This is a genomic window from Alexandriicola marinus (assembly GCF_004000435.1).
Taxonomy (GTDB): Bacteria; Pseudomonadota; Alphaproteobacteria; order Rhodobacterales; family Rhodobacteraceae; genus Alexandriicola; species Alexandriicola marinus.
In genome coordinates this window covers 116,202-134,026 of sequence record NZ_RBVZ01000005.1, presented here as the reverse complement: position 1 = coordinate 134,026, position 17,825 = coordinate 116,202, and the positions used below count along the sequence as shown (strand labels likewise).

Annotated in this window: 17 protein-coding genes; 4 read left to right on the top strand and 13 right to left on the bottom strand. The window is 66.9% G+C overall.

From position 1 onward, the window contains the following. Positions 1–3 precede the first annotated feature (3 nt). Together EP376_RS15835 and EP376_RS15830 are read right to left on the bottom strand one after the other, a co-directional pair. Positions 4–1,299 carry a hypothetical protein gene (locus tag EP376_RS15835; RefSeq protein ID WP_127656593.1) on the bottom strand — a complete coding sequence of 432 codons (1,296 nt, stop codon included), beginning with the start codon at positions 1,297–1,299 and terminating at the stop codon, positions 4–6. An 87-nt stretch (positions 1,300–1,386) separates the two neighbouring features. Further along, entirely contained in the window at positions 1,387–2,142 is a 756-nt protein-coding gene (locus EP376_RS15830) for a cytochrome c biogenesis CcdA family protein (protein ID WP_127656592.1), read from the bottom strand. Positions 2,143–2,305: 163 nt separating this feature from the next. Between EP376_RS15830 and msrA the strand changes: the two genes are divergently transcribed. From msrA to EP376_RS15815, 3 genes are read left to right on the top strand one after another with little or no spacing between them, the layout of a single operon-like run. Continuing rightward, a complete protein-coding gene (gene msrA / locus EP376_RS15825) occupies positions 2,306–2,812 on the top strand; it encodes a peptide-methionine (S)-S-oxide reductase MsrA (protein WP_127656591.1) in 507 nt (168 codons plus the stop codon). After that, positions 2,809–4,194: an FAD/NAD(P)-binding protein gene (locus EP376_RS15820; protein ID WP_127656590.1), complete on the top strand. Its 1,386-nt coding sequence runs from the start codon at positions 2,809–2,811 to the stop codon at positions 4,192–4,194. The genes msrA and EP376_RS15820 overlap by 4 nt, the downstream gene beginning before the upstream one ends. After that, entirely contained in the window at positions 4,191–5,657 is a 1,467-nt protein-coding gene (locus EP376_RS15815; RefSeq protein ID WP_127656589.1) for a protein adenylyltransferase SelO, read from the top strand. Before EP376_RS15820 ends, EP376_RS15815 begins: the two co-directional genes overlap by 4 nt. Before the next feature lie 3 nt (positions 5,658–5,660). On the opposite strand, the gene EP376_RS15810 is transcribed toward EP376_RS15815, so the two are convergent. From EP376_RS15810 to EP376_RS15785, 6 genes are all read right to left on the bottom strand, one after another. Next, positions 5,661–7,025 carry an FAD-dependent oxidoreductase gene (locus EP376_RS15810; RefSeq protein WP_127656588.1) on the bottom strand — a complete coding sequence of 455 codons (1,365 nt, stop codon included), beginning with the start codon at positions 7,023–7,025 and terminating at the stop codon, positions 5,661–5,663. A gap of 81 nt (positions 7,026–7,106) precedes the next feature. Then, complete coding sequence (locus EP376_RS15805) at positions 7,107–7,688, bottom strand: amino acid synthesis family protein (protein ID WP_127656587.1); 582 nt, start codon at positions 7,686–7,688, stop codon at positions 7,107–7,109. Then, positions 7,681–8,520 carry a UPF0280 family protein gene (locus EP376_RS15800; RefSeq protein WP_127656586.1) on the bottom strand — a complete coding sequence of 280 codons (840 nt, stop codon included), beginning with the start codon at positions 8,518–8,520 and terminating at the stop codon, positions 7,681–7,683. Before EP376_RS15800 ends, EP376_RS15805 begins: the two co-directional genes overlap by 8 nt. Continuing rightward, a complete protein-coding gene (locus EP376_RS15795; RefSeq protein WP_127656585.1) occupies positions 8,517–9,992 on the bottom strand; it encodes a 6-hydroxynicotinate reductase in 1,476 nt (491 codons plus the stop codon). Before EP376_RS15795 ends, EP376_RS15800 begins: the two co-directional genes overlap by 4 nt. After that, on the bottom strand, positions 9,989–12,721 hold the full coding sequence (locus tag EP376_RS15790; protein ID WP_127656584.1) for a molybdopterin-dependent oxidoreductase: 2,733 nt from the start codon (positions 12,719–12,721) through the stop codon (positions 9,989–9,991). The genes EP376_RS15795 and EP376_RS15790 overlap by 4 nt, the downstream gene beginning before the upstream one ends. Next, positions 12,718–13,566, bottom strand: a complete 849-nt coding sequence (locus EP376_RS15785) for an FAD binding domain-containing protein (RefSeq protein ID WP_127656583.1) — start codon at positions 13,564–13,566, stop codon at positions 12,718–12,720. The genes EP376_RS15790 and EP376_RS15785 overlap by 4 nt, the downstream gene beginning before the upstream one ends. Before the next feature lie 68 nt (positions 13,567–13,634). Here EP376_RS15785 and EP376_RS15780 point away from each other — a divergent pair, with 68 nt between their 5' ends. Then, positions 13,635–14,066 carry a MarR family winged helix-turn-helix transcriptional regulator gene (locus tag EP376_RS15780; RefSeq protein WP_127656582.1) on the top strand — a complete coding sequence of 144 codons (432 nt, stop codon included), beginning with the start codon at positions 13,635–13,637 and terminating at the stop codon, positions 14,064–14,066. Here EP376_RS15780 and EP376_RS15775 read toward each other — a convergent pair whose 3' ends face one another. The 5 genes from EP376_RS15775 to EP376_RS15755 are packed head-to-tail and all read right to left on the bottom strand — an operon-like array spanning position 14,067 to position 17,817. Beyond that, positions 14,067–14,765: an ABC transporter ATP-binding protein gene (locus EP376_RS15775; RefSeq protein ID WP_127656581.1), complete on the bottom strand. Its 699-nt coding sequence runs from the start codon at positions 14,763–14,765 to the stop codon at positions 14,067–14,069. Beyond that, positions 14,762–15,454 (bottom strand): ABC transporter ATP-binding protein, encoded by a 693-nt coding sequence (locus EP376_RS15770; protein WP_203330929.1) that lies wholly within the window; start codon positions 15,452–15,454, stop codon positions 14,762–14,764. Before EP376_RS15770 ends, EP376_RS15775 begins: the two co-directional genes overlap by 4 nt. Then, positions 15,451–16,383 (bottom strand): branched-chain amino acid ABC transporter permease, encoded by a 933-nt coding sequence (locus EP376_RS15765; RefSeq protein WP_127656579.1) that lies wholly within the window; start codon positions 16,381–16,383, stop codon positions 15,451–15,453. The genes EP376_RS15770 and EP376_RS15765 overlap by 4 nt, the downstream gene beginning before the upstream one ends. Further along, the gene (locus EP376_RS15760; protein WP_127656578.1) at positions 16,380–17,306 is read right to left on the bottom strand and encodes a branched-chain amino acid ABC transporter permease; all 927 of its coding nucleotides are present in this window, start codon (positions 17,304–17,306) and stop codon (positions 16,380–16,382) included. Before EP376_RS15760 ends, EP376_RS15765 begins: the two co-directional genes overlap by 4 nt. 25 nt (positions 17,307–17,331) lie before the next feature. Beyond that, positions 17,332–17,817: a RidA family protein gene (locus EP376_RS15755; protein ID WP_127656577.1), complete on the bottom strand. Its 486-nt coding sequence runs from the start codon at positions 17,815–17,817 to the stop codon at positions 17,332–17,334. Positions 17,818–17,825 lie beyond the last annotated feature (8 nt).

Sequence of the window (17,825 nt, the reverse complement as noted above, 5' to 3'; positions counted from 1 at the left end):
GGATCAGGCCGCCATGGAGGTATATTTCGAAGCCGCCACATCGATCCGCGATTTCGAGGGCGCCCGATCCGCATATCGCTCGGCCAGCGTCAGCGGGCCGGCCGTGATCCTGAAGTAATCGTAATCTCCCGGCCGATCGAAGGCACAAAGATACTGGAAATGCAGCCGGAAGAACCGCCAGCGCAGTTCCTTCCACCGTTCGGGGCTCAGCGTCTGGGTGAACGCGGCCGAGATGACCAAGGGCCAGCGTTTGCCCTCGGGGGCCACGCCCGACACCGCGACCGGATCGCATAGCGCGAAGGCGCAGCCGTCGCCCGGGGCCGTCACATCGACCCATGTCAGCCCGTCCTGCACCGAGAGAAACGCCAGATCGGCGCGCAATCGGCGCGCCTTGGGCAGGAACGACACCATCGGCACCACCTGCCCGAGGCTCAGGAAACCGAGCGCCGGGCCGTTGGCCGGAACGCGCCCCTGACGCGCGAGATCAGCCAGGATCGAGACCGCCAGATGCGCGCCCGACGAATGGCCGACGACAAGCACCTCGTCCACTTCGTCACGGGCCAGCGCCTGTCCGATGATCTCGGCAAATTCGGCCATCCGCGCCTCGAGGTCCGGCGGGTTCGCGCCGCGCCAGCGCGCCGAAAAGGCGTAGTCATGCATCAGGTAATAGGCAAAGAGCTTGCCGTCGCGCACCTTGAAGAACCGCAGCCCCAGGGTGGAGATGACCAGAAGCGCCACCCAATAGACCACGCTTTCCGCCATAAGCCGCGCGGCAAAGGCCGTTCCCTCCTGCCCCAAGGGGATCAGGCTTACCAGCCAGGACAGGAGACGCCCGGCCAGATGCCCGGCCAGAAGGGCCAGCACAAGCTGCAGCAGAAGCATTCCGACCGGGTAGAGCGCCGCGATCACCGGCCCCTTGCGCAGCCACATGAGCCGACGCAGCGTGCCGGACCCGATATAGATCCACGCCGTGCGGACCAGCTGAATATAGGTCGCGGGGATCGAATGGCTCATGGAGCCGCGCACGATATCGGACCAGACGAGAACCTCGACATCGGCCTCGACATCGGCCGCGTCCATCTGGCCGCGCACCTTCCAACCGTATTTGCCGCCGCCCTTGGCCTTGGGGCTGATCGCGATGTCATAGCCCGAGATTTCGGCCTGTGCGGCGCCCTCCTTGCGGTAGAGTTCACGATAGCGACGTGGATGGATCGGATCGTAGCCGGGGATGTAGAACACCTTGCGCCTGCGAACACGCGGCGTGCCGCGCGCGACTGGATTGCCGGTTTCGCCATTCATCACACTCGGTCGCCTCGCTCGGTCTCGGGGCGGACTATGCCCGCGGTTTTCGAAACGATACTCCGAAATTCTGGCGGAAATAAGCCCTCAACCGAGGGTAGCAAGCCAGGGGAAGGCCTCAAGCAGCCAGAAGCTGAAATCGGCGAAGGAGCCGGTCAGCATCATCAGGCCCACCGTCCACAGAAGAAGGCCCGAAACCCGCTCGATCCGTTCCATGTTCCGTTTCATGAAGGCCATGGCGCCGGTCAGGCTCGGGAAGAACGCAGCCACCAGCAGGAACGGGATACCTAGCCCCACCGCATAGGTCGCCAGAAGCGCGGTGCCCCGCCCCACATCGGCCTCAGAGGCCGCAAGGCCGAGGATCGCGCCCAGAATGGGCCCGAGGCAGGGTGTCCAGCCGAATGCGAAGGCAAGGCCCAGCAGATAGGCGCCAAAGGCCGATCCGCCCTGTTCGCCCGCATCGATCCGCGCCTCGCGATCCATGAAACCGATCCGGAACACGCCCACGAAATGCGCGCCGAAGATCATGATCGTGATGCCCGCGAAGATCAGGAACCAGTCCTGATACTGCAACAACGCCCGGCCCAGCGCCGAAAACGCGATCCCCAGCAACAGAAAGACCGTCGACAGGCCCATCACGAAGAACAGCGCCGAGACGATCACCCGGCGGCGTGCCTCGGCCGCGGCCTCCATCTCGCGGACCGACACCCCGCCCATATAGGCAAGGTAGGGCGGCACGATCGGCAGAACGCAGGGGCTGAGAAACGACAGAAGGCCCGCGATCAGGGCCACGCCCATGGCGGGCAGCAAGGTCGCGTCGAATATGATCTCGGTGGACAGCATGGTTTTGACATAAGCAAGTTTTTGCCCGGCGTCACGGCTCCTGTCCGTCACTCTCGCGTGCACGGGCTGTAACATGGTGACGCAGGCAGGGCCCGGGGTGGACACGGGCCGATTGGCCCCCACATAACAGGGTAAGTTCAACCGCGTATCGAAGGAGAACGCCATGACCGAAAAAGCAATCCTGGCCGGCGGATGTTTCTGGGGGATGCAGGATCTGATCCGCAAGATGCCCGGCGTCATCTCCACCCGTGTCGGGTATACAGGCGGCGATGTTCCCAATGCGACCTATCGCAATCATGGCACCCATGCCGAAGGGATCGAGATCATCTTCGACCCCGATCTTCTGAGTTACCGGCAGCTGCTCGAGTTCTTCTTCCAGATCCACGATCCGACCACGCTCAACCGCCAAGGCAACGACCGCGGCATGTCCTATCGGTCGGGCATCTACTGGCTGACCGAAGAGCAGCGGCAAACGGCACTCGACACCATCGCCGATGTCGAGGCGTCCGGCATCTGGCCCGGCAAGGTCGTGACTGAGGTCAAGATGGCCGGCGATTTCTGGGAGGCCGAACCCGAGCACCAGGATTACCTGGAGCGTATCCCCAACGGCTATACCTGCCATTTCGTCCGCCCCAACTGGGTCCTGCCGCGCCGCAACGCCGCGGAATGACCCGCAGCGCCGGCCCCCGGCACCATGCAATCATCGGAGATGGCGCAACGGCGGCGGCCTTCGCGACACATGTGCCGCTCGATCCCGGCGACGGGCTCACAATCATCGGCCCCGGCCCCGCGCCGGGGCAGTTCGGTCGTGGACTGGCCTATCCCGATCCCGGGCGCGGCTGCCTCTGGCGGGATGCCTATCTGCTGAATTCGCCCGCCGAAGCGGTAGAGCCGGATTTCGTTCCCTGGGTCCGCGAAAGATGGGACCGCATCTTCCCCCGGATATCCGCCGTGCCGGGATGGGTCGCGTTGAACACGGGCCATCTTCAGGCGATGGATATCGCGGCCATGTTCTTGCCCCGCAGCATCTTCGGCGATTTTCTCGTGGAACGGGCCGAGGCAGGCCTTGAGAGACAGGAAGCGCGTGGCGTTATCCTGACTCGGATCGGCACACGGGCAACGGGGATCGAGCAGGCTGAAACCGGCTTTCGCGTTCCCCTCTCCGACGGCGCGCAGATCGAGGCGGACAGCGTCGACGTTGCGACGGGCGCACCAAGGCAGGGCGGCCGGCTTGGCTTTGCGCTTCATGGCAACGAGGACGCGATCCTCGACCGTCTTCGCCCCGGCGCTCCGATCGTCTGCATCGGCGCCAATGCGACCATGCTCGACCTGATCCGCCTGATCCGGTGCAAGCTGTGCCGCGATGACGTGGACCTGACGATTCTCACCCTTTCGGGCCGGCTGCCCGAGCCTCTGGTCTGGGAGCGCCCGCGTCGCGCGCCTGTCACGCCGCGGATTGCCGGCCCCTTCGGGACGGCGGAGGAGTTCCTCACCGCCCTTCAGGCCGAGATCACCGGGTTCCGCGCCGCGGGCGCTGTCATGGCGGAGCTTAGATCCGGCTACCGGGCCTTCTTTGACCGCCATCCGCTCGCCACGCTCGTCCCAGATCAGGAGGAGGCCCGCAAGCTCCCTTCCGACCTTGGCCGCATCCTGCGCGTCGGCAGCCATGAAACGATGGTCGAGTTCGAACGGCTCAGGCAAGATAACCGCCTGCGCCTTGGCCCGGCGCCTAACCGAGTGGAAGAGACCGGCGAAGGTTGGCAGGTTTGGACCGGGGGCAAGACAATCGCCGCCGATCTTGTCATCGATGCCACTGGCGCCGCACCGGGCGACCTCGATCCGCTGGCTGCAGACCTTGTGGCGAGGGGGTGGCTCGAGGCGCATCCCTCGGGCATCGCGGTGGGCCCTGCCCTCGAGGCCCGCGTGCCGGGCCTGCGCTACCTCTCGCCCTCCGTCTCAGAAATCGGAGATGTGATCCTGCCTCTCCCCCTCTATGATGTCTGTGACCTCGCCCGCCTTGCACAGACCGCCGCCCAGACGGAGACAGCATGACAGCCCTGACCGCATTCCGTTTCGACAACAGCTATGCCCGTGAACTCGACGGGTTCTACGTCCCGTGGGAGGGGGCCGCCGCGCCCGCGCCCCGGATCGTGCGGCTCAATACCGGGCTCGCGCAAGAGCTGGGCCTCGACCCCGACGCCCTCGCGACCGAAGACGGCGCGGCGATCCTCGCGGGGGCCAAGGCACCAGATGGGGCCACGCCGCTGGCGCAGGCCTATGCCGGCCACCAGTTCGGCGGCTTTTCCCCGCAACTGGGCGATGGCCGTGCGCTTCTTCTGGGCGAAGTGCTGGACCGGAACGGCCAGCGGCGCGACATCCACCTCAAGGGCTCCGGCAGGACGCCTTTTTCGCGCGGCGGCGACGGCAAGGCCGCCGTCGGCCCGGTCTTGCGCGAATACCTCGTGGGCGAGGCGATGCATGCCCTTGGCGTGCCCTCGACCCGGGCGCTGGGGGCCGTTCTGACCGGCGAGATGGTGATGCGCGAGACGATGTTGCCCGGTGCCGTTCTGGCGCGCGTGGCGTCCAGCCATCTGAGGGTCGGCACTTTCGAATATTTCGCCGCGCGGCGGGAAACCGACAAGCTGGCCCAGCTGACCGGCTATGCGCTGGCACGCCACTATCCCGACCTTGCCCACGGCGACACGCCTGCCCTGTCGCTGTTTCGCGCCGTTCGAGACCGGCAGGCCCGGCTGATCGCGCAATGGATGGGGCTAGGCTTTGTTCACGGCGTGATGAACACCGACAACATGACGATTTCGGGCGAGACGATCGACTACGGCCCCTGCGCTTTTATCGACACCTATCGCGCGGCTTCGGTCTTCAGTTCGATCGACCGGCAGGGCCGTTATGCCTATCGCAACCAGCCCGGCATCGGGCAATGGAACCTCGCCCGGCTGGCCGAGGCGCTGCTCCCGCTTCTGGCCGATGATCCCGATGACGCCATCGCGCTGGTCACCCCCGAGCTCGAGGCCTATGGCCCGGCCTACGAGGCCGCCTATTCGGAGGTCTTCACGGCCAAGCTCGGCCTTCAGGGGGCATCGGCGCAGGATGCGGCGCTTGTCACCGATCTCTTGGCGGCGATGGAGGCGGGGGGCGCGGATTTCACCCGCACCTTCCGGTTTCTGGCGGCCGATCTGCGGAACGGCACCGATCTGACCGCGAGCCTGTTCAGTGACCGCACGGCCCTTGACGCCTGGCGGCCCCGCTGGATGGCCCGGCTGGGCGATGCGCGGGCGACCGCCGATGCCATGGACCGGGTCAATCCGCTCTACATTCCGCGCAACCACCTTGTCGAAGAGGCGCTTGGGGCCGCGACGAACGATGCCGATTTCGCCCCCTTCGAAGACCTGCTCTCGATCGTCACCCGGCCCTTCGAGGCGCAGCCGGGCAAGGACCGCTTCGCCCTGCCCGCGCCCGAAGACTTCGGCCCCTACACGACCTTTTGCGGGACCTGAAGGCTACTGCCAGCGCACGCCCTGCCGATCGAGTTCGGCCTGCACGGCCGTCATGTCCACCTCGGCCACGTCACGATTCGAGCGCGCGGCCTGCGCCGCCGCGATTCCCGCGCCCTGACCCGCCACGGCGCAGCACGACATGTTGCGCGTGGCCGCATGCGCGATCCGGTCACCACCCGTGGCCCGGCCCGTGACCAGAAGCCCCTTCACGTTCCGGGGCAGCATGGATCGGTAGGGAATGTGCATGTAGCGCCCCGTCGTGGGCAGGATCAGGATGCCGTAGCCGTCGATGAATTCGGGATAGATCCCGATCGAATCCTCGAACCGGCCCTCCTCGCGCACATCGACCTCTGTCATGTTGTAGACGGCGTTCAGCTTGCGCGTATCGCGAATGCCCAGCGACATGCCGAAGTTGCGCAGCCGGACGCCCGAACAGCCGGGCATGTAGCGGCGCAGCGCCTCGATGGCGAGCATCGCCTGACGGCGGCCCTCGATCTCACCGGCTGTCAGGCTGTCGGGATCGGTGCCGTCGATCCCGTCCAGATGAACGAGGTTCATGTAGGTCAGCTCGCCCGTGTCATGGACCGCGCCCCAGGTGCCCGCGATCGTGTTGAGATGCGGCGGGATCAGCCCGTCTTCGATGGCCTTCGCGAAGGGTTTCTTCAGGAAAGGGGAGAACATGTCATCCTCCTTGCCGGAGGTCTCGATGTTCCATTCGCCGCCACCGCCCCAATCCTTGTAGGTCTGGGGATCGGCACGGACCTCGTCCATGAAGGCGCGCTTGTCGACACCGGCGAGGTGGAACATCACGCTGGCGGCCATCATCTCTTCGCGCGGAGGCTGTGTCATGAGGGCGCCGGCGCGGTGAGCCACGTCCGCGTCGCCCGTGGCGTCGATGACGACACGCGCGAGGATCGCCTCGCGCCCGGCTTTCGATTCGACGATGATGCCGGTCACGCGGTCGCCGTCGACGACGGGAGCCACGAAGTGACGGTGCAGCATGGCGTGAAGACCCGCCTCCTCGACCAGCCGGTCGGCCACCAGCTTGAAACCCTCGCTGTCGATTTCGTAGCTCAGGCTCTGGCTTTCGGGGACAGCCGCCCCCGCCTCGCGGGCGCGATCCTCGAATTCCCGTCCGATGCCACCGGCCTCGACGGTCTGTTCGTGGCGATACCAGGCAAAGCCCTCGACCCCGACGACGGTGATATTGCCGCCGAAACAGCCGAACCGCTCGACAAGGCAGACCTCGGCCCCGGCGCGCGCGGCGGCCAGTGCCGCCGACAGGCCCCCGGGGCCCGAGCCTACGACCAGAACGTCAGTTTGGTGGATGACCGGCGTCTGGCGCGCGGGTTCGGTGATCACATTCATGTGGTGTCCTTACGTTAGAGGGTCGCGGTCCAAATTTCGCGAAATTTGGAGCCTCGGAACAAACTTTGCAAAGTTTGTTTGTCAGCGCAGGCCATCGGTGCCGGTCACGTCCCAGGCCTCGAGCCCGCCCATCCGGCTGTGCACACGCCCGCCGCGCGACATGGCCAGCGCAAAGACGATCTCGCCCGCGCGCGGCCCGTCGGGCAGACGCACCTCGATCCCGTCGAAATGGCTGCGCACATAGGCCGCGTTGATATGGCCCAGCGGGATATCGAGCGCGCTGCCCACCCCGCCGCGCTTCATGCACGACGGCACGATGGCGTTCGATTCGCCCAGGAGCCCGCGCATCGCATAGCCCCCCGGCACATGCCACAGCGCGCCATGTTCCAGTTCTCCGTCCTCGCCCACGATCGCGCCCTTGCCATAGCCGTCGATCCCCTCCTTGCCGCCAAGGGCCGCGATGAGCCGTTCGCTCATCTCGTGGCCCAGCGGCTTGAGGTCCTCCATCGCGGGTTGCAGATCGGGCTCGTAGCGCCCGGCAAAGGGATTGGCGACACAGGCCAGGATCGCACCAAGGCGCCGGGGCGCATCCGGTGCGGGACCGCCATCGTGGCGCACCTCCTCGATGACAAGCTGCATCTTGCGGACGGGAAAATCAGGCATGGGTCAGGTGTCCTTCTTGGGGTCTGGCGCGATCCGACAGGGCGCGCTGACGCCCCTGCAGCATCAGCGCCGCGTCATGGAAAAGACCGGCCGCACACCAGCGACGGGCGGCCCGTTCGCCGTTCGAAAGCGCGGCCTCGATCTCGGTCGGCAAAAGCGGGCCGACCGCCACGGTCACAGGCCGCGTGCCGAGATCGCTGTCGGGCGACAGCTCGGTCGCGGGGGCGCGCCGGATCGCCGGATGGCCCGGCAGGTCGATGGCATTGGCAATCAACGTGGCCGCCACATCCGCGCGCGCCGCGTTGCGCGCCATCACGGTGACGGCGTCGGCGATACCCAGCGAGTGGCTGCGCCCCTGCCAGCCCGACGTCGCGATGCCGCGCACTGCCGATCTGGCGTCGATCTCGAAGGCGCCGCAGGCGCCGATGCCGCGCAGATTGTGACCCGGACCAAGGTGAAAGGCAATATCGCCGCCATTGTTCACGTGAACCTTGGCCGGATCGCCCGCGGCCCGGATCACGGCGAGGAGTTCATCGGCGACAGCACCGGCCACAGCCGCCATCGGCGTCACGAAGACATTGCCGAAGGGGGCCACGGCCCGGGCCATCCGCCGGGCGACCGCGCCCCGGAATCGATGCCCGTCAAGGGGCCGGCGCAGGGCGGGCAGTTCGGCGACCAGCTCGTCCAGGATCGTCTCGAACCTCCGGGTGGCCGCCCGGTAACACGCTGTCCTGTCGGGGCCTTCGACCTCAATGATCAGATCGATGGGCCCGTGATGAAGATGCAGCCTGCGCCCGTCGGGCAGGAGCGCGGCCTGTGCCCGCGCGCTCATTCCCGGCCCCCGATCACGCGCGCAGCCGACCCGTAATCGCCGCCTGCCTCGAGGATATCGGCCAGATCGCGGATCGATCCGCCATGGCCGCCGAGGGCCTCGTATTCCGCTCGCGGCACGGTGAATTCCAGCGGCGCGACCAGCGCGGGCGTCGGGACCGAACCGAAGGCGCCCTCAGGCACCTGTGTCACATCGACCATTACCGTGATCCCGCCTCCGGGCCAGACATAGACCGGCGCGCCGCCCACCGTGACCCGGGTGCGTTCCGCATGAACCGAACGGGTCAGCCCGATCGGATCGCGCGTCACGCCCGACCTGAGCGAGCCGCCCGCGCCGCCCATGAACAGCACGGTGCAGAGCGCCGGCTCGCAATTGCGGGCGATCAGGTCGACCGAAAGCCGAAGCGCCTCGGGCATCGGGTGCGGCTCGGGCTCGAGCGCGTCGTTCAGGACGAAATAGGCCGAATGCTCCCCCGTGGTCGACACCATCAGGACCGATAATCCCGGCCGCGCGCCCTTTTCCGGCCGCCACGGCCCGAGGATCGACAGCGGATCCTCGATATCGGTGCCGCCCCAGCCCTGCCCGGGCTTTGCGACCTTGAAGTATCGCCCCGGGGTCGAGCGGTGGCCCTTGATCCGGATGCCGGTATCGGGCCAGTCGATGACCTTGCCGGCCTGATGTTCCGACACGACGCCGGTGATGTGGTCGTCGACCACGACGACCTCGTCGACCAGCCCCTGCCACTGAGTTGCGAACATGCCGATCGCTGCCGATCCGCAGCCGACACGCATCCTCTCTTCCGGGGTGCCGTCGACGATCGGGGCGGCGCCTGCCTGCACGACGACACTCGATCCCCCGTCGATCGTCAGGTCCACCGGCCCGCGGTTGCACAACCGCAAAAGCGTATCGCAGGTCTTGCGGCCCTCGGCTTTCGAACCGCCGGTCAGGTGATCGACGCCGCCGAGGCTCAGCATCTGCGATCCGTATTCCGCCGTCATCACATGGCCCACCACCTCGCCGTCCGCGCGCACCGGCGCGGCCTCAGGGCCAAGATGGCGGTCGGTGTCGATCTTCACCTTGACGCCGCAATACGAAAAGATCGCCTCGGTCACGACCGTCACGCAATCGACGCCCGCTATGTCGCGGCTGACGATGAAGGGGGCGGGCTTGTAGTCGGGATAGGTGGTGCCGGCGCCGATGGCCGAGACGAAGACATCGTCTCCCGACGCCTCCCGTCCGTCCCAGTCGGCGGCGAGGAAGGGTTTGACCGCCTCGCCCTTGGTGATCCGGCGGTCGAGGATCGTCAGCGGATCGCATCGGATGATGCGGCCGCCCTCGTTGGCGTATCGGTCGCAGGCCCCGACGCGGCCTTCGGCGATATAGCACATCACCGGGCAGGCATCGCAGCGGATCTTGTCGGGCCGGTCGGGCGATTGCGGCTTTGGCGGTTCGGGCGCGGCGCGGGTCGTCATGCATGGCCCCGGATCGCGGCGCGCAGCCTGTGTGGCAGGACCGGCACCTTGTTCAGCGCCGCAACCCCCGTCGCATCGCGGATCGCGTTGAGGATCGCAGGCGCCGTCGGGATCAGAACATGCTCTCCCAGCCCCTTGGCGCCCATCGGCCCTTCGGGATCGGGGGTTTCGATCAGGATCGAGGTGACCTTGGGCATGTCCCCGATCGTGGGGATCAGGTAATCGTGCAGGTTCTCGGTCCGCCCGGGCAGGAATTCTTCCATCAGGGCAAGACCCAGACCTTGCGCGATCCCGCCCTCGATCTGGCCCACGCAAAGCTGGGGGTTGATCGCGCGGCCCACGTCATGGGCGGCGATCATGTGCAGGACCCGCGTCGTGCCGAGGTCGAGATCGACCTCAACTTCCGCGATCTGCGCGCCATAGCCATAGACGGCGTAGGGCGTGCCCTGACCATCTGCGTCGAGCGCGGTGGTCGGTGGGTCATAGGTCTCTTCGACGCGGATGGCATAGCCCAGTTCGTCGGTCTGTGTCCCGGAAAGCGCCACATCCTGCACCTGCGCGCCATGCCTGACCCGCAACCCGCCCTCGACCGGTTCGATCGCATCGCAATCGGGCAGATTGGTGCGGCGCATGATCTCGGCCCTGAGCGCGCGGCCCGCGGCCTCGGCCGCCTTACCCGTCACATAGGTTTGGCGCGAGGCGGAGGTCTTGCCGCAATCGGGGGTCAGCGCGGTGTCGGGGCCCACAAGCGTCAGCGCATCAAGCGGCAGGCCCGCGGCATCGGCCGCGATCTGGGTGATCACGGTATTGGCCCCCTGCCCGATATCCGTGGCGCCCTGGTGCAGCATCACCTGACCCGCCGGCGTGATCCCGATCCGGATGGTCGAGGGGTTGGGCAGACCGGTATTGCCGCAGCCATACCAGCACGAGGCGATGCCGATACCCCGGCGCAACGCGCCTGTCGCGCCCGCGTTGAATTCGGCGGCCTCGTGCGTCGCGCGATGCCAGTGCTCGGCCAGCGCGTCGAGGCAGGCCCCCAGCCCCACGCCGTGCAATTCCTGCCCGCATGTCGTCCGGTCGCCGTCGCGCAGCGCGTTGAGCCGGCGGAATGCCAGCCGGTCGATCCCCGCCGCGCGGGCGAGATCGTCGTAAAGCGATTCCTGCGCGATTGCGGCCTGCGGCACGCCAAAGCCCCGGAACGCGCCCGACGACGGCCCGTTGCTGTGCACGGCCCGCGCCGTGGCGCGAAAATTGGCCGTCCGGTAGGGCCCCGAGGCATGGACCGGCACCCGCATCGCCACCGTGGGCCCCCAGCTGGCATAGGCGCCGGTGTTGAAGTCGCCGTGAAAGGTCATGCCGGTAATCCGGCCATCGGCACCGCAGCCGATCTCGGCCTCCATCGTGCCGGGATGGCGCTTGGTCGAGGCCAGCATGCTTTCGCTGCGCGACCAGACCATGCGGCAGGGCTGCCCCGTCGCAAGCGTGGCAAGCCCGATTAGCGGCTGCACCGACAGGTCGAGCTTGGCGCCAAAGCCGCCGCCTGAGGCCGCGGGGATGATCCGGACCTTATCCTTTGGCAGACCAAGGACCTTGGCGGTCTCGTCCCGGTCGAGGACCGGGGCCTGGGTGCAGGCCTGAATCACCAGCGTGTCATCGTCGAGCCAGGCGATACCGGCCTCGGGCTCGATATAGGCGTGTTCGACGTAAGAGGTCTCGAACCGGCCGCGCGCCACGTGGCGGGACCCGGCAAGCGCCTCTTCCGGTCTGCCGCTGATCACGCGGCCCCGGATCAGGGTGTTGCCGGGGCGATGGTCATGCAGCTGCGGCGCGTCGTCTGCAGCGCCCTCGGCCTCGGTCAGGGAATGACCCAGCGGGTGCCATTCGACGGGGAAGGTGCCAAGGTCCAGCGGCTCCACCACATCCGGCGCGCCCACGACGAGCGCGACCGGCTCGCCCAGATACCGAACGCGCGCCTCGGCGATCGCGGGCTGATCTTCCAGCCCGGGAATCGTGCCGAACCGGTTTTCGCCGGGCACGTCGCGCGCGGTCAGCACGATCACATCGCGCCGCGCGCCCCATGTCGACACGTCGCCCAATTCGAAATCGGCATGGAAATGGGGCGACCGGACGGCCCGCACCAAAAGCGTGCCGAGGGGGACGTGGTCGGCCCCGTAGACCTCGGTTCCGTCGACCTTGGCCCGGCCATCGACGCGGCGCACGGGCGCGCCCACGGCCTGACCGGCCTCGGGGCGCGTCTCGACCGCTGGCGTGTCGAGCGCGCAGATCGCCTCGATGATCTTGCGGTAGCCGGTGCAGCGGCACAACACGCCGCCCAGAGCCTCATGCACCTGCGCCTCGGACGGTGCGGGCGTCTCTCGCAGCAATTCGACGGCCGCCATCATCACACCCGGCGTGCAGATGCCGCATTGCGCGGCACCGTGATCGAGGAAACTCGCCTTCAGCTGCGCCACCAGCGGATCGTCCAGCGTCTCGAGCGTTTCGATCTCGGCCCCGGCAGCCTGAGCCACCGGCATCAGACAGGCGCAATGCTGCACCCCGTCGACAAGGATCGTGCAGGCCCCGCAATCGCCCGCATCGCAGCCGATCTTGACGCTGCGCAGGCCCAATTCCTCGCGCAGGACTTCGGACAGGCGCCGCCCGGGGGCGGAGGTGATGGCGTGCTCGCGCCCTGCAACGCGCAGGGTAACAGGAGCCGTGCCGTCCTTCATGCCGGCACCTGTTGGGTGGCATCGGCAAAGGTCCGGCGCACAAGCGTCAATGCGGCCTCGCGCCGATAGGCGCGGTCGGCGCGCACGTCATCGATCGGGCTAAGGGCCGGGTCGATGTCGGCGGCCGTGATCCGCGCGGGATCGGGCGATGCGCCGATCAGCGCGGCCTCGACCGCCGCCAGCCGCGTGGCCACGGGGCCGCAGGCGCCCACCGCGATGGCGGCCTGCGTCACCCGGCCATCCGCCACGGTGATCCGCGCGGCCACCATCGCGATCGAGATCACCAGATATGAGCGCGCACCCAGCTTGCGAAAGGCGCCCTGCCCCGACAGCGCCGCGTCGGGCACATGGATCGCCGTCAGCAATTCGTCGGGCGCACGTGTTATTTGCCGCGGTCCGGTGATGAAATCGGCCAACAGCATCCGCCGGCGACCCCGGATCGAGGCCAGTTCGACCTCGGCATCGAGTGTCAGGAGCGGTGGCACGCCATCCGCCGCGGGCGAGGCATTGCACAGGTTCCCGCCCAGCGTGCCGCGGTTCTGGATCTGTTGGGCGCCGACCTCGCGACCGGCCAGCTGCAGCGATCGCATGGCAGGCGGCAGATCGGCGCGCACGATGTCGCGCCACCTGGTGGCCGCCCCGATCGTGAGCCCCGCCGCATCGCGCCGGATGCCGCGCATTTCGGCGATCCCCGAGATATCGAGGATCGGGCCGGGCAGAACCTTGCGTTCGGTCGCGGGAAACAGATCGGTGCATCCTGCCGCGATTCTCCAACCGTCGCCCGCCAGCGCCGCGACCGCCTCGTCGATCCGTTCAGGCCTGAGATAGGGCGCTGCTTGCGACATGATCCCTCGACTTGTTGGTATACAAGCGGATGTTGCGGCAGGCCCCGCAAGCTGTCAATGAGAAGGCTATGACCGAGACGCCCGATGATGACCGCGATTATCAGCTTTCCGATCAGGTCGGCTATAACCTGCGCCGCGCCAACCAGAGGCATGTCGCGATCTTCGCGGCCCATGTTCAGGAATTCACGCCGACCCAGTTTGCCACACTGGCCCGTCTGCACGAACATGGCGCGGTTTCGCAGAACCGGCTCGGCCGGCTGACAGCGATGGATTCGGCCACGATCAAGGGTGTGGTCGAACGGCTGGGCGCGCGCGGTCTGGTCGCGCTGAGGCCCGACCCCGGGGATCAGCGCAAACGACTTGTGGAACTGACCCCGGAGGGACGCCGCGCCTTTGACGCAGCCTTGCCCCGTGCGCTGGCCGCGCGGCAGGACACCATTGCCCCGCTCAGCCCCGAAGAGGCCGCCATCTTCGAGGCGCTCCTCTCCCGGCTGGTCTGATCAGATACCGACGTATTTCTGCAAGAGCGCCTTGTCGCGCCGCAAGACCTCGACATCGACGACCTCGCGGCCGTGACCGTTCTCGATGAAGGCCACGCGATCCGCAAGGTTCAGGACCGCTTCGATCCGCTGCTCGACAAGGATGATCGCCACGCCCGCATCGCGCATCACGTCGACGGTGTCGCGGATCAGGCTGATCATCGAGGGCTGAAGCCCCTCGGTCGGCTCGTCCAGCAAAAGGACCTCGGGCTCAAGGCAGAGCGCGCGGGCCGTGGCCAGCATCTGCTGTTCGCCGCCCGACAATGTCTCGGCCCGCTGGGACAGCCGTTCGCGCAGACGCGGAAACATCGTCAGGACCTTTTCGCGCGTCTCCGCCCCGCGCCCGCGCGCCAGAAGCCCGACCTCGATATTCTCGGCCACGGTCAGTTCGGTAAACAGCCGCCGTCCCTGAGGGATATAGCCGATCCCGTGTTTCGGCACCTCGTGGGCTGGCATCGCGCTCAGCTCCGCCGCCCCCAGCAAGACCCGGCCCGACATCAGCGGCAAAAGCCCCATGATCGCCTTGAGCGTCGTCGTCTTGCCCGCGCCGTTCCGGCCCAGAAGGCACAGGACCTCGCCCGGCCGCGCCTCGAGGGACAGGTCGAACAGAACCTGAACCGGGCCGTAACCGGCCGATATGCCATCAAGCCTGAGCGTCATCCGGTTCCCAGATAGGCCTCCTGCACATGGGGATCGGCGTGGATCTCGTCGGGGGCGCCGGTGGCAAGGATGCGGCCCGTATCAAGCACGGTGATCCGGTCGGCCAGCGCCATGACGACATTCATGTTGTGCTCGATCAGCAGGATCGAGGTCTCGCCGGCGAGCCTGCGGATAAGCGCGTTGAAACCCTCGATCTCGGATTCCGCCAGCCCCTGCGTCGGCTCGTCGAGGATCAGGAGCCGCGGTGCCTGCGCCACGCCCATCGCGATTTCCAGAAGGCGCTGATGCCCGTAACTCAGATCGCCCGCGATCTCGTCCATCCGCTCGGTCAGGCCCACATGATCGAGCGCCTCCTGCACCCGCGGTCGCGAACGTTCGCCAAGTGCGAGGGCGATATTCTCGAACAGGCTGAGGCGGGCATAGATCGCGGTGATCTGGAACGTATAGGCCATCCCCATCCGGATGCGCGCATGGGCGGGCCGTGCCGTGATGTCCTGCCCGTCGAAGATGACGCGCCCGCCGCTTGCCCAAATCCGGCCCGAGACCATGCCGACAAAGGTGCTTTTGCCCGCCCCATTGGGGCCGATCAGGGCATGAACCTCGCCCTGCGTCATGGTGAAATCAACGCGATCCACGGCGGTCAGACCGCCGAATTCGCGGTGCAGCCCCTTTGTTTCGAGGATCGTCACGGCAGCCATGGCACCCACCGTTTCCGGATCTCGCCCATCAGCCCGGCCCGCGCGAACAGCGTTAGCAGGACCAGCACGATGCCGACCACCAGCATGTAGGCCGTGGTCAGCCCGCTGAGATAATCGATCAGGTAGAACATGAAGAGCGTGCCCACGAAGGGCCCTATCGTCGTGCCCGCCCCACCCAGAAGAACCCAAAGCAGCGGAAAGATCGAATAGGGAACCGAAACGAAGCTGGCCCCCACATAGCCGAACAAGAGCGCATAGGCCGCGCCCGCCGCGCCTGAGATCGTGCCCGAGATCACAACCGCCCAGAACTTGTGCGACCAGACCGAATAGCCCAGCATCCGGGTGCGTTCCTCGTTCTCGCGCACGGCGACAAGAACATGGCCGAACCGGACCTGCGTCATCCGCATCGTCAGCAGAAGCGCGACCGAAAACAGCAGGAGTGCCGCATAATAGCGGGTGACGGGGTTCGACAGGTCCACCTCGCCCACCCGCCGGATCTGCTGGGCAAGAACAAAGCCTTCGTCGCCCCGGGTCCATTCGCCGAAGTAGAGCGCGCTGAGAAACGCCGCCTGACTGAACATCAGCGTGACGATCATGAAGGCCACCCCGATCGTGCGCAGCGCAAGAACGGCCACCACCGCCGATAGCACTGCAGCAGAGACAAGTCCGATCCCGAAGGCCGGAACCGCGCCCACGCCGCCATGCTGCATCGCAAGTCCCAGACCATACATCCCTGCCCCAAAGAACATCGCATGCCCGAGGCTGAGAAGCCCGGTATAGCCGAACATGACGTTGTAGCCGACCGCATAGGTCGCCAGCACCATGATCCGCGACAGGTTCCCCTGGTGATAGGCCGGCAGGATCATGCCCAGCACCGCCAGGAGGGCCAGAAGTCCAAGGTGAAGGCCCAGCACCTTCATGCCGGTTTCTTTCCGAACAGCCCCTGCGGGCGGAACACCAGAACCAGCGCCACCAGAAGCGTCGCAATGATCTTGGCCAGCGTGGGCGAGAAGAAGACCGAGATGATCCCGTCGGACAGGCCGATCAGCACGGCCGCCACTATGGTGCCGCGGATCGAGCCCAACCCGCCGATGATCACGACGATGAAACTGAGCAGAAGCGGATCGCCGCCCATCAGGTAATGCGCCTGCTGTATCGGCACGATCAGCACCGCCGCCAGTGCCGCCAGCGCCGCACCAAGGCCAAAGACAAGGCTGTAGACCCGCGAGACCGGGATGCCGAAGGCGGTGGCCATTTCCCGGTCAAGCTGGGTCGCCCGCATGACAAGCCCGATGCGCGACCGTGACAGGAACAGCCAGAACCCCACGAGGATCACCGCGGCCGCCCCGATCACGAAAAGCTTGTAGGTCGTGGTGCCAAAGCCCCAAGGGTAATAGATCTCGAACCCGGTCTCGCCGAATTCGAACCACGGGAGCGCAATGCGGGAATTGAACGGCGGCTCGACCGGCCGCGCCTCGGGGCCATAGGTCATCAGCGCAAGCTGCTGAATGATGTAGAGGATGCCGATCGTGGCTACGATCGTGGCCTCGGGATCATAGTGCACGCGTTTGAGAACCAGCCTGTCGCCCAACACGGCCACGCCCCCCGCGACCAGCGGCGCGACAACCGCCGCCGCCACGAAGCCCAGCGCCGGATGGCCCGCGATGGATGTCGCGACCCACCACGCCACGATGGCCCCAAGCATGAAGAACTCGCCATGCGCCACGTTGACCACCCGCATGATGCCGAACACGAGGCTCAGCCCCAGCGCGGTCAGCGCCAGAACCGCTGCGCCAACCGCTCCTTCGAGGATAGCGAGGATCAGGTGAGGTCCGAATTCCATGTTCGATTGTGACGCAACCGGCCCGTCAGGGCGCGATCAGGACCTCTCCCTCGATTTCCATGGCCAAGCCCATCGGCAACCCGGCCACCCCGATGGCGGAGCGCGCATGACGCCCGATCTCGGGTCCGAACACATCGATGATCAGATCGCTCATCCCGTTCAGGACCACATGCTGCTCGGTATAGCCCGGCGCGGAATTCACCATGCCGAAAACGCGGACCCAGCCGGTCACGCGGGACAAGTCCCCGATCTCCGCCTTGAAGTTCGACAGGATCGACAGCCCGACGCCCCGGGCCTCGTCCATGGCCTCCCTGGTCGACATGTCCTGACCGACGACGCCGTGGGGGCCGCTGATATTGCCATCCGGGCCCGTGCCGGGATGGCCCGATATCAGCGCCCGTCCCTCCCTGACATTGATGAAGGCGAAGGGCAGACGCACGCCGGGCGGCGCCATCATCGGGGGCGGCAGCTCGAGCCCGAGTGCCGCTAGTCTGTCTTCGGGCGTCGTCATCGACGAAC

Coding starts and splice junctions, on each gene's coding strand:
- EP376_RS15805 (WP_127656587.1), bottom strand. CDS start 7,688: ATGCCTGATTTTCCCGTCCGCAAGATGCAGCTTGTCATCGAGGAGGTG.
- EP376_RS15790 (WP_127656584.1), bottom strand. CDS start 12,721: ATGAAGGACGGCACGGCTCCTGTTACCCTGCGCGTTGCAGGGCGCGAG.
- EP376_RS15800 (WP_127656586.1), bottom strand. CDS start 8,520: ATGAGCGCGCGGGCACAGGCCGCGCTCCTGCCCGACGGGCGCAGGCTG.
- EP376_RS15780 (WP_127656582.1), top strand. CDS start 13,635: ATGACCGAGACGCCCGATGATGACCGCGATTATCAGCTTTCCGATCAG.
- EP376_RS15835 (WP_127656593.1), bottom strand. CDS start 1,299: ATGAATGGCGAAACCGGCAATCCAGTCGCGCGCGGCACGCCGCGTGTT.
- EP376_RS15765 (WP_127656579.1), bottom strand. CDS start 16,383: ATGAAGGTGCTGGGCCTTCACCTTGGACTTCTGGCCCTCCTGGCGGTG.
- EP376_RS15755 (WP_127656577.1), bottom strand. CDS start 17,817: ATGACGACGCCCGAAGACAGACTAGCGGCACTCGGGCTCGAGCTGCCG.
- EP376_RS15810 (WP_127656588.1), bottom strand. CDS start 7,025: ATGAATGTGATCACCGAACCCGCGCGCCAGACGCCGGTCATCCACCAA.
- EP376_RS15830 (WP_127656592.1), bottom strand. CDS start 2,142: ATGCTGTCCACCGAGATCATATTCGACGCGACCTTGCTGCCCGCCATG.
- EP376_RS15785 (WP_127656583.1), bottom strand. CDS start 13,566: ATGTCGCAAGCAGCGCCCTATCTCAGGCCTGAACGGATCGACGAGGCG.
- EP376_RS15795 (WP_127656585.1), bottom strand. CDS start 9,992: ATGACGACCCGCGCCGCGCCCGAACCGCCAAAGCCGCAATCGCCCGAC.
- EP376_RS15820 (WP_127656590.1), top strand. CDS start 2,809: ATGACCCGCAGCGCCGGCCCCCGGCACCATGCAATCATCGGAGATGGC.
- EP376_RS15815 (WP_127656589.1), top strand. CDS start 4,191: ATGACAGCCCTGACCGCATTCCGTTTCGACAACAGCTATGCCCGTGAA.
- EP376_RS15760 (WP_127656578.1), bottom strand. CDS start 17,306: ATGGAATTCGGACCTCACCTGATCCTCGCTATCCTCGAAGGAGCGGTT.
- msrA (WP_127656591.1), top strand. CDS start 2,306: ATGACCGAAAAAGCAATCCTGGCCGGCGGATGTTTCTGGGGGATGCAG.
- EP376_RS15775 (WP_127656581.1), bottom strand. CDS start 14,765: ATGACGCTCAGGCTTGATGGCATATCGGCCGGTTACGGCCCGGTTCAG.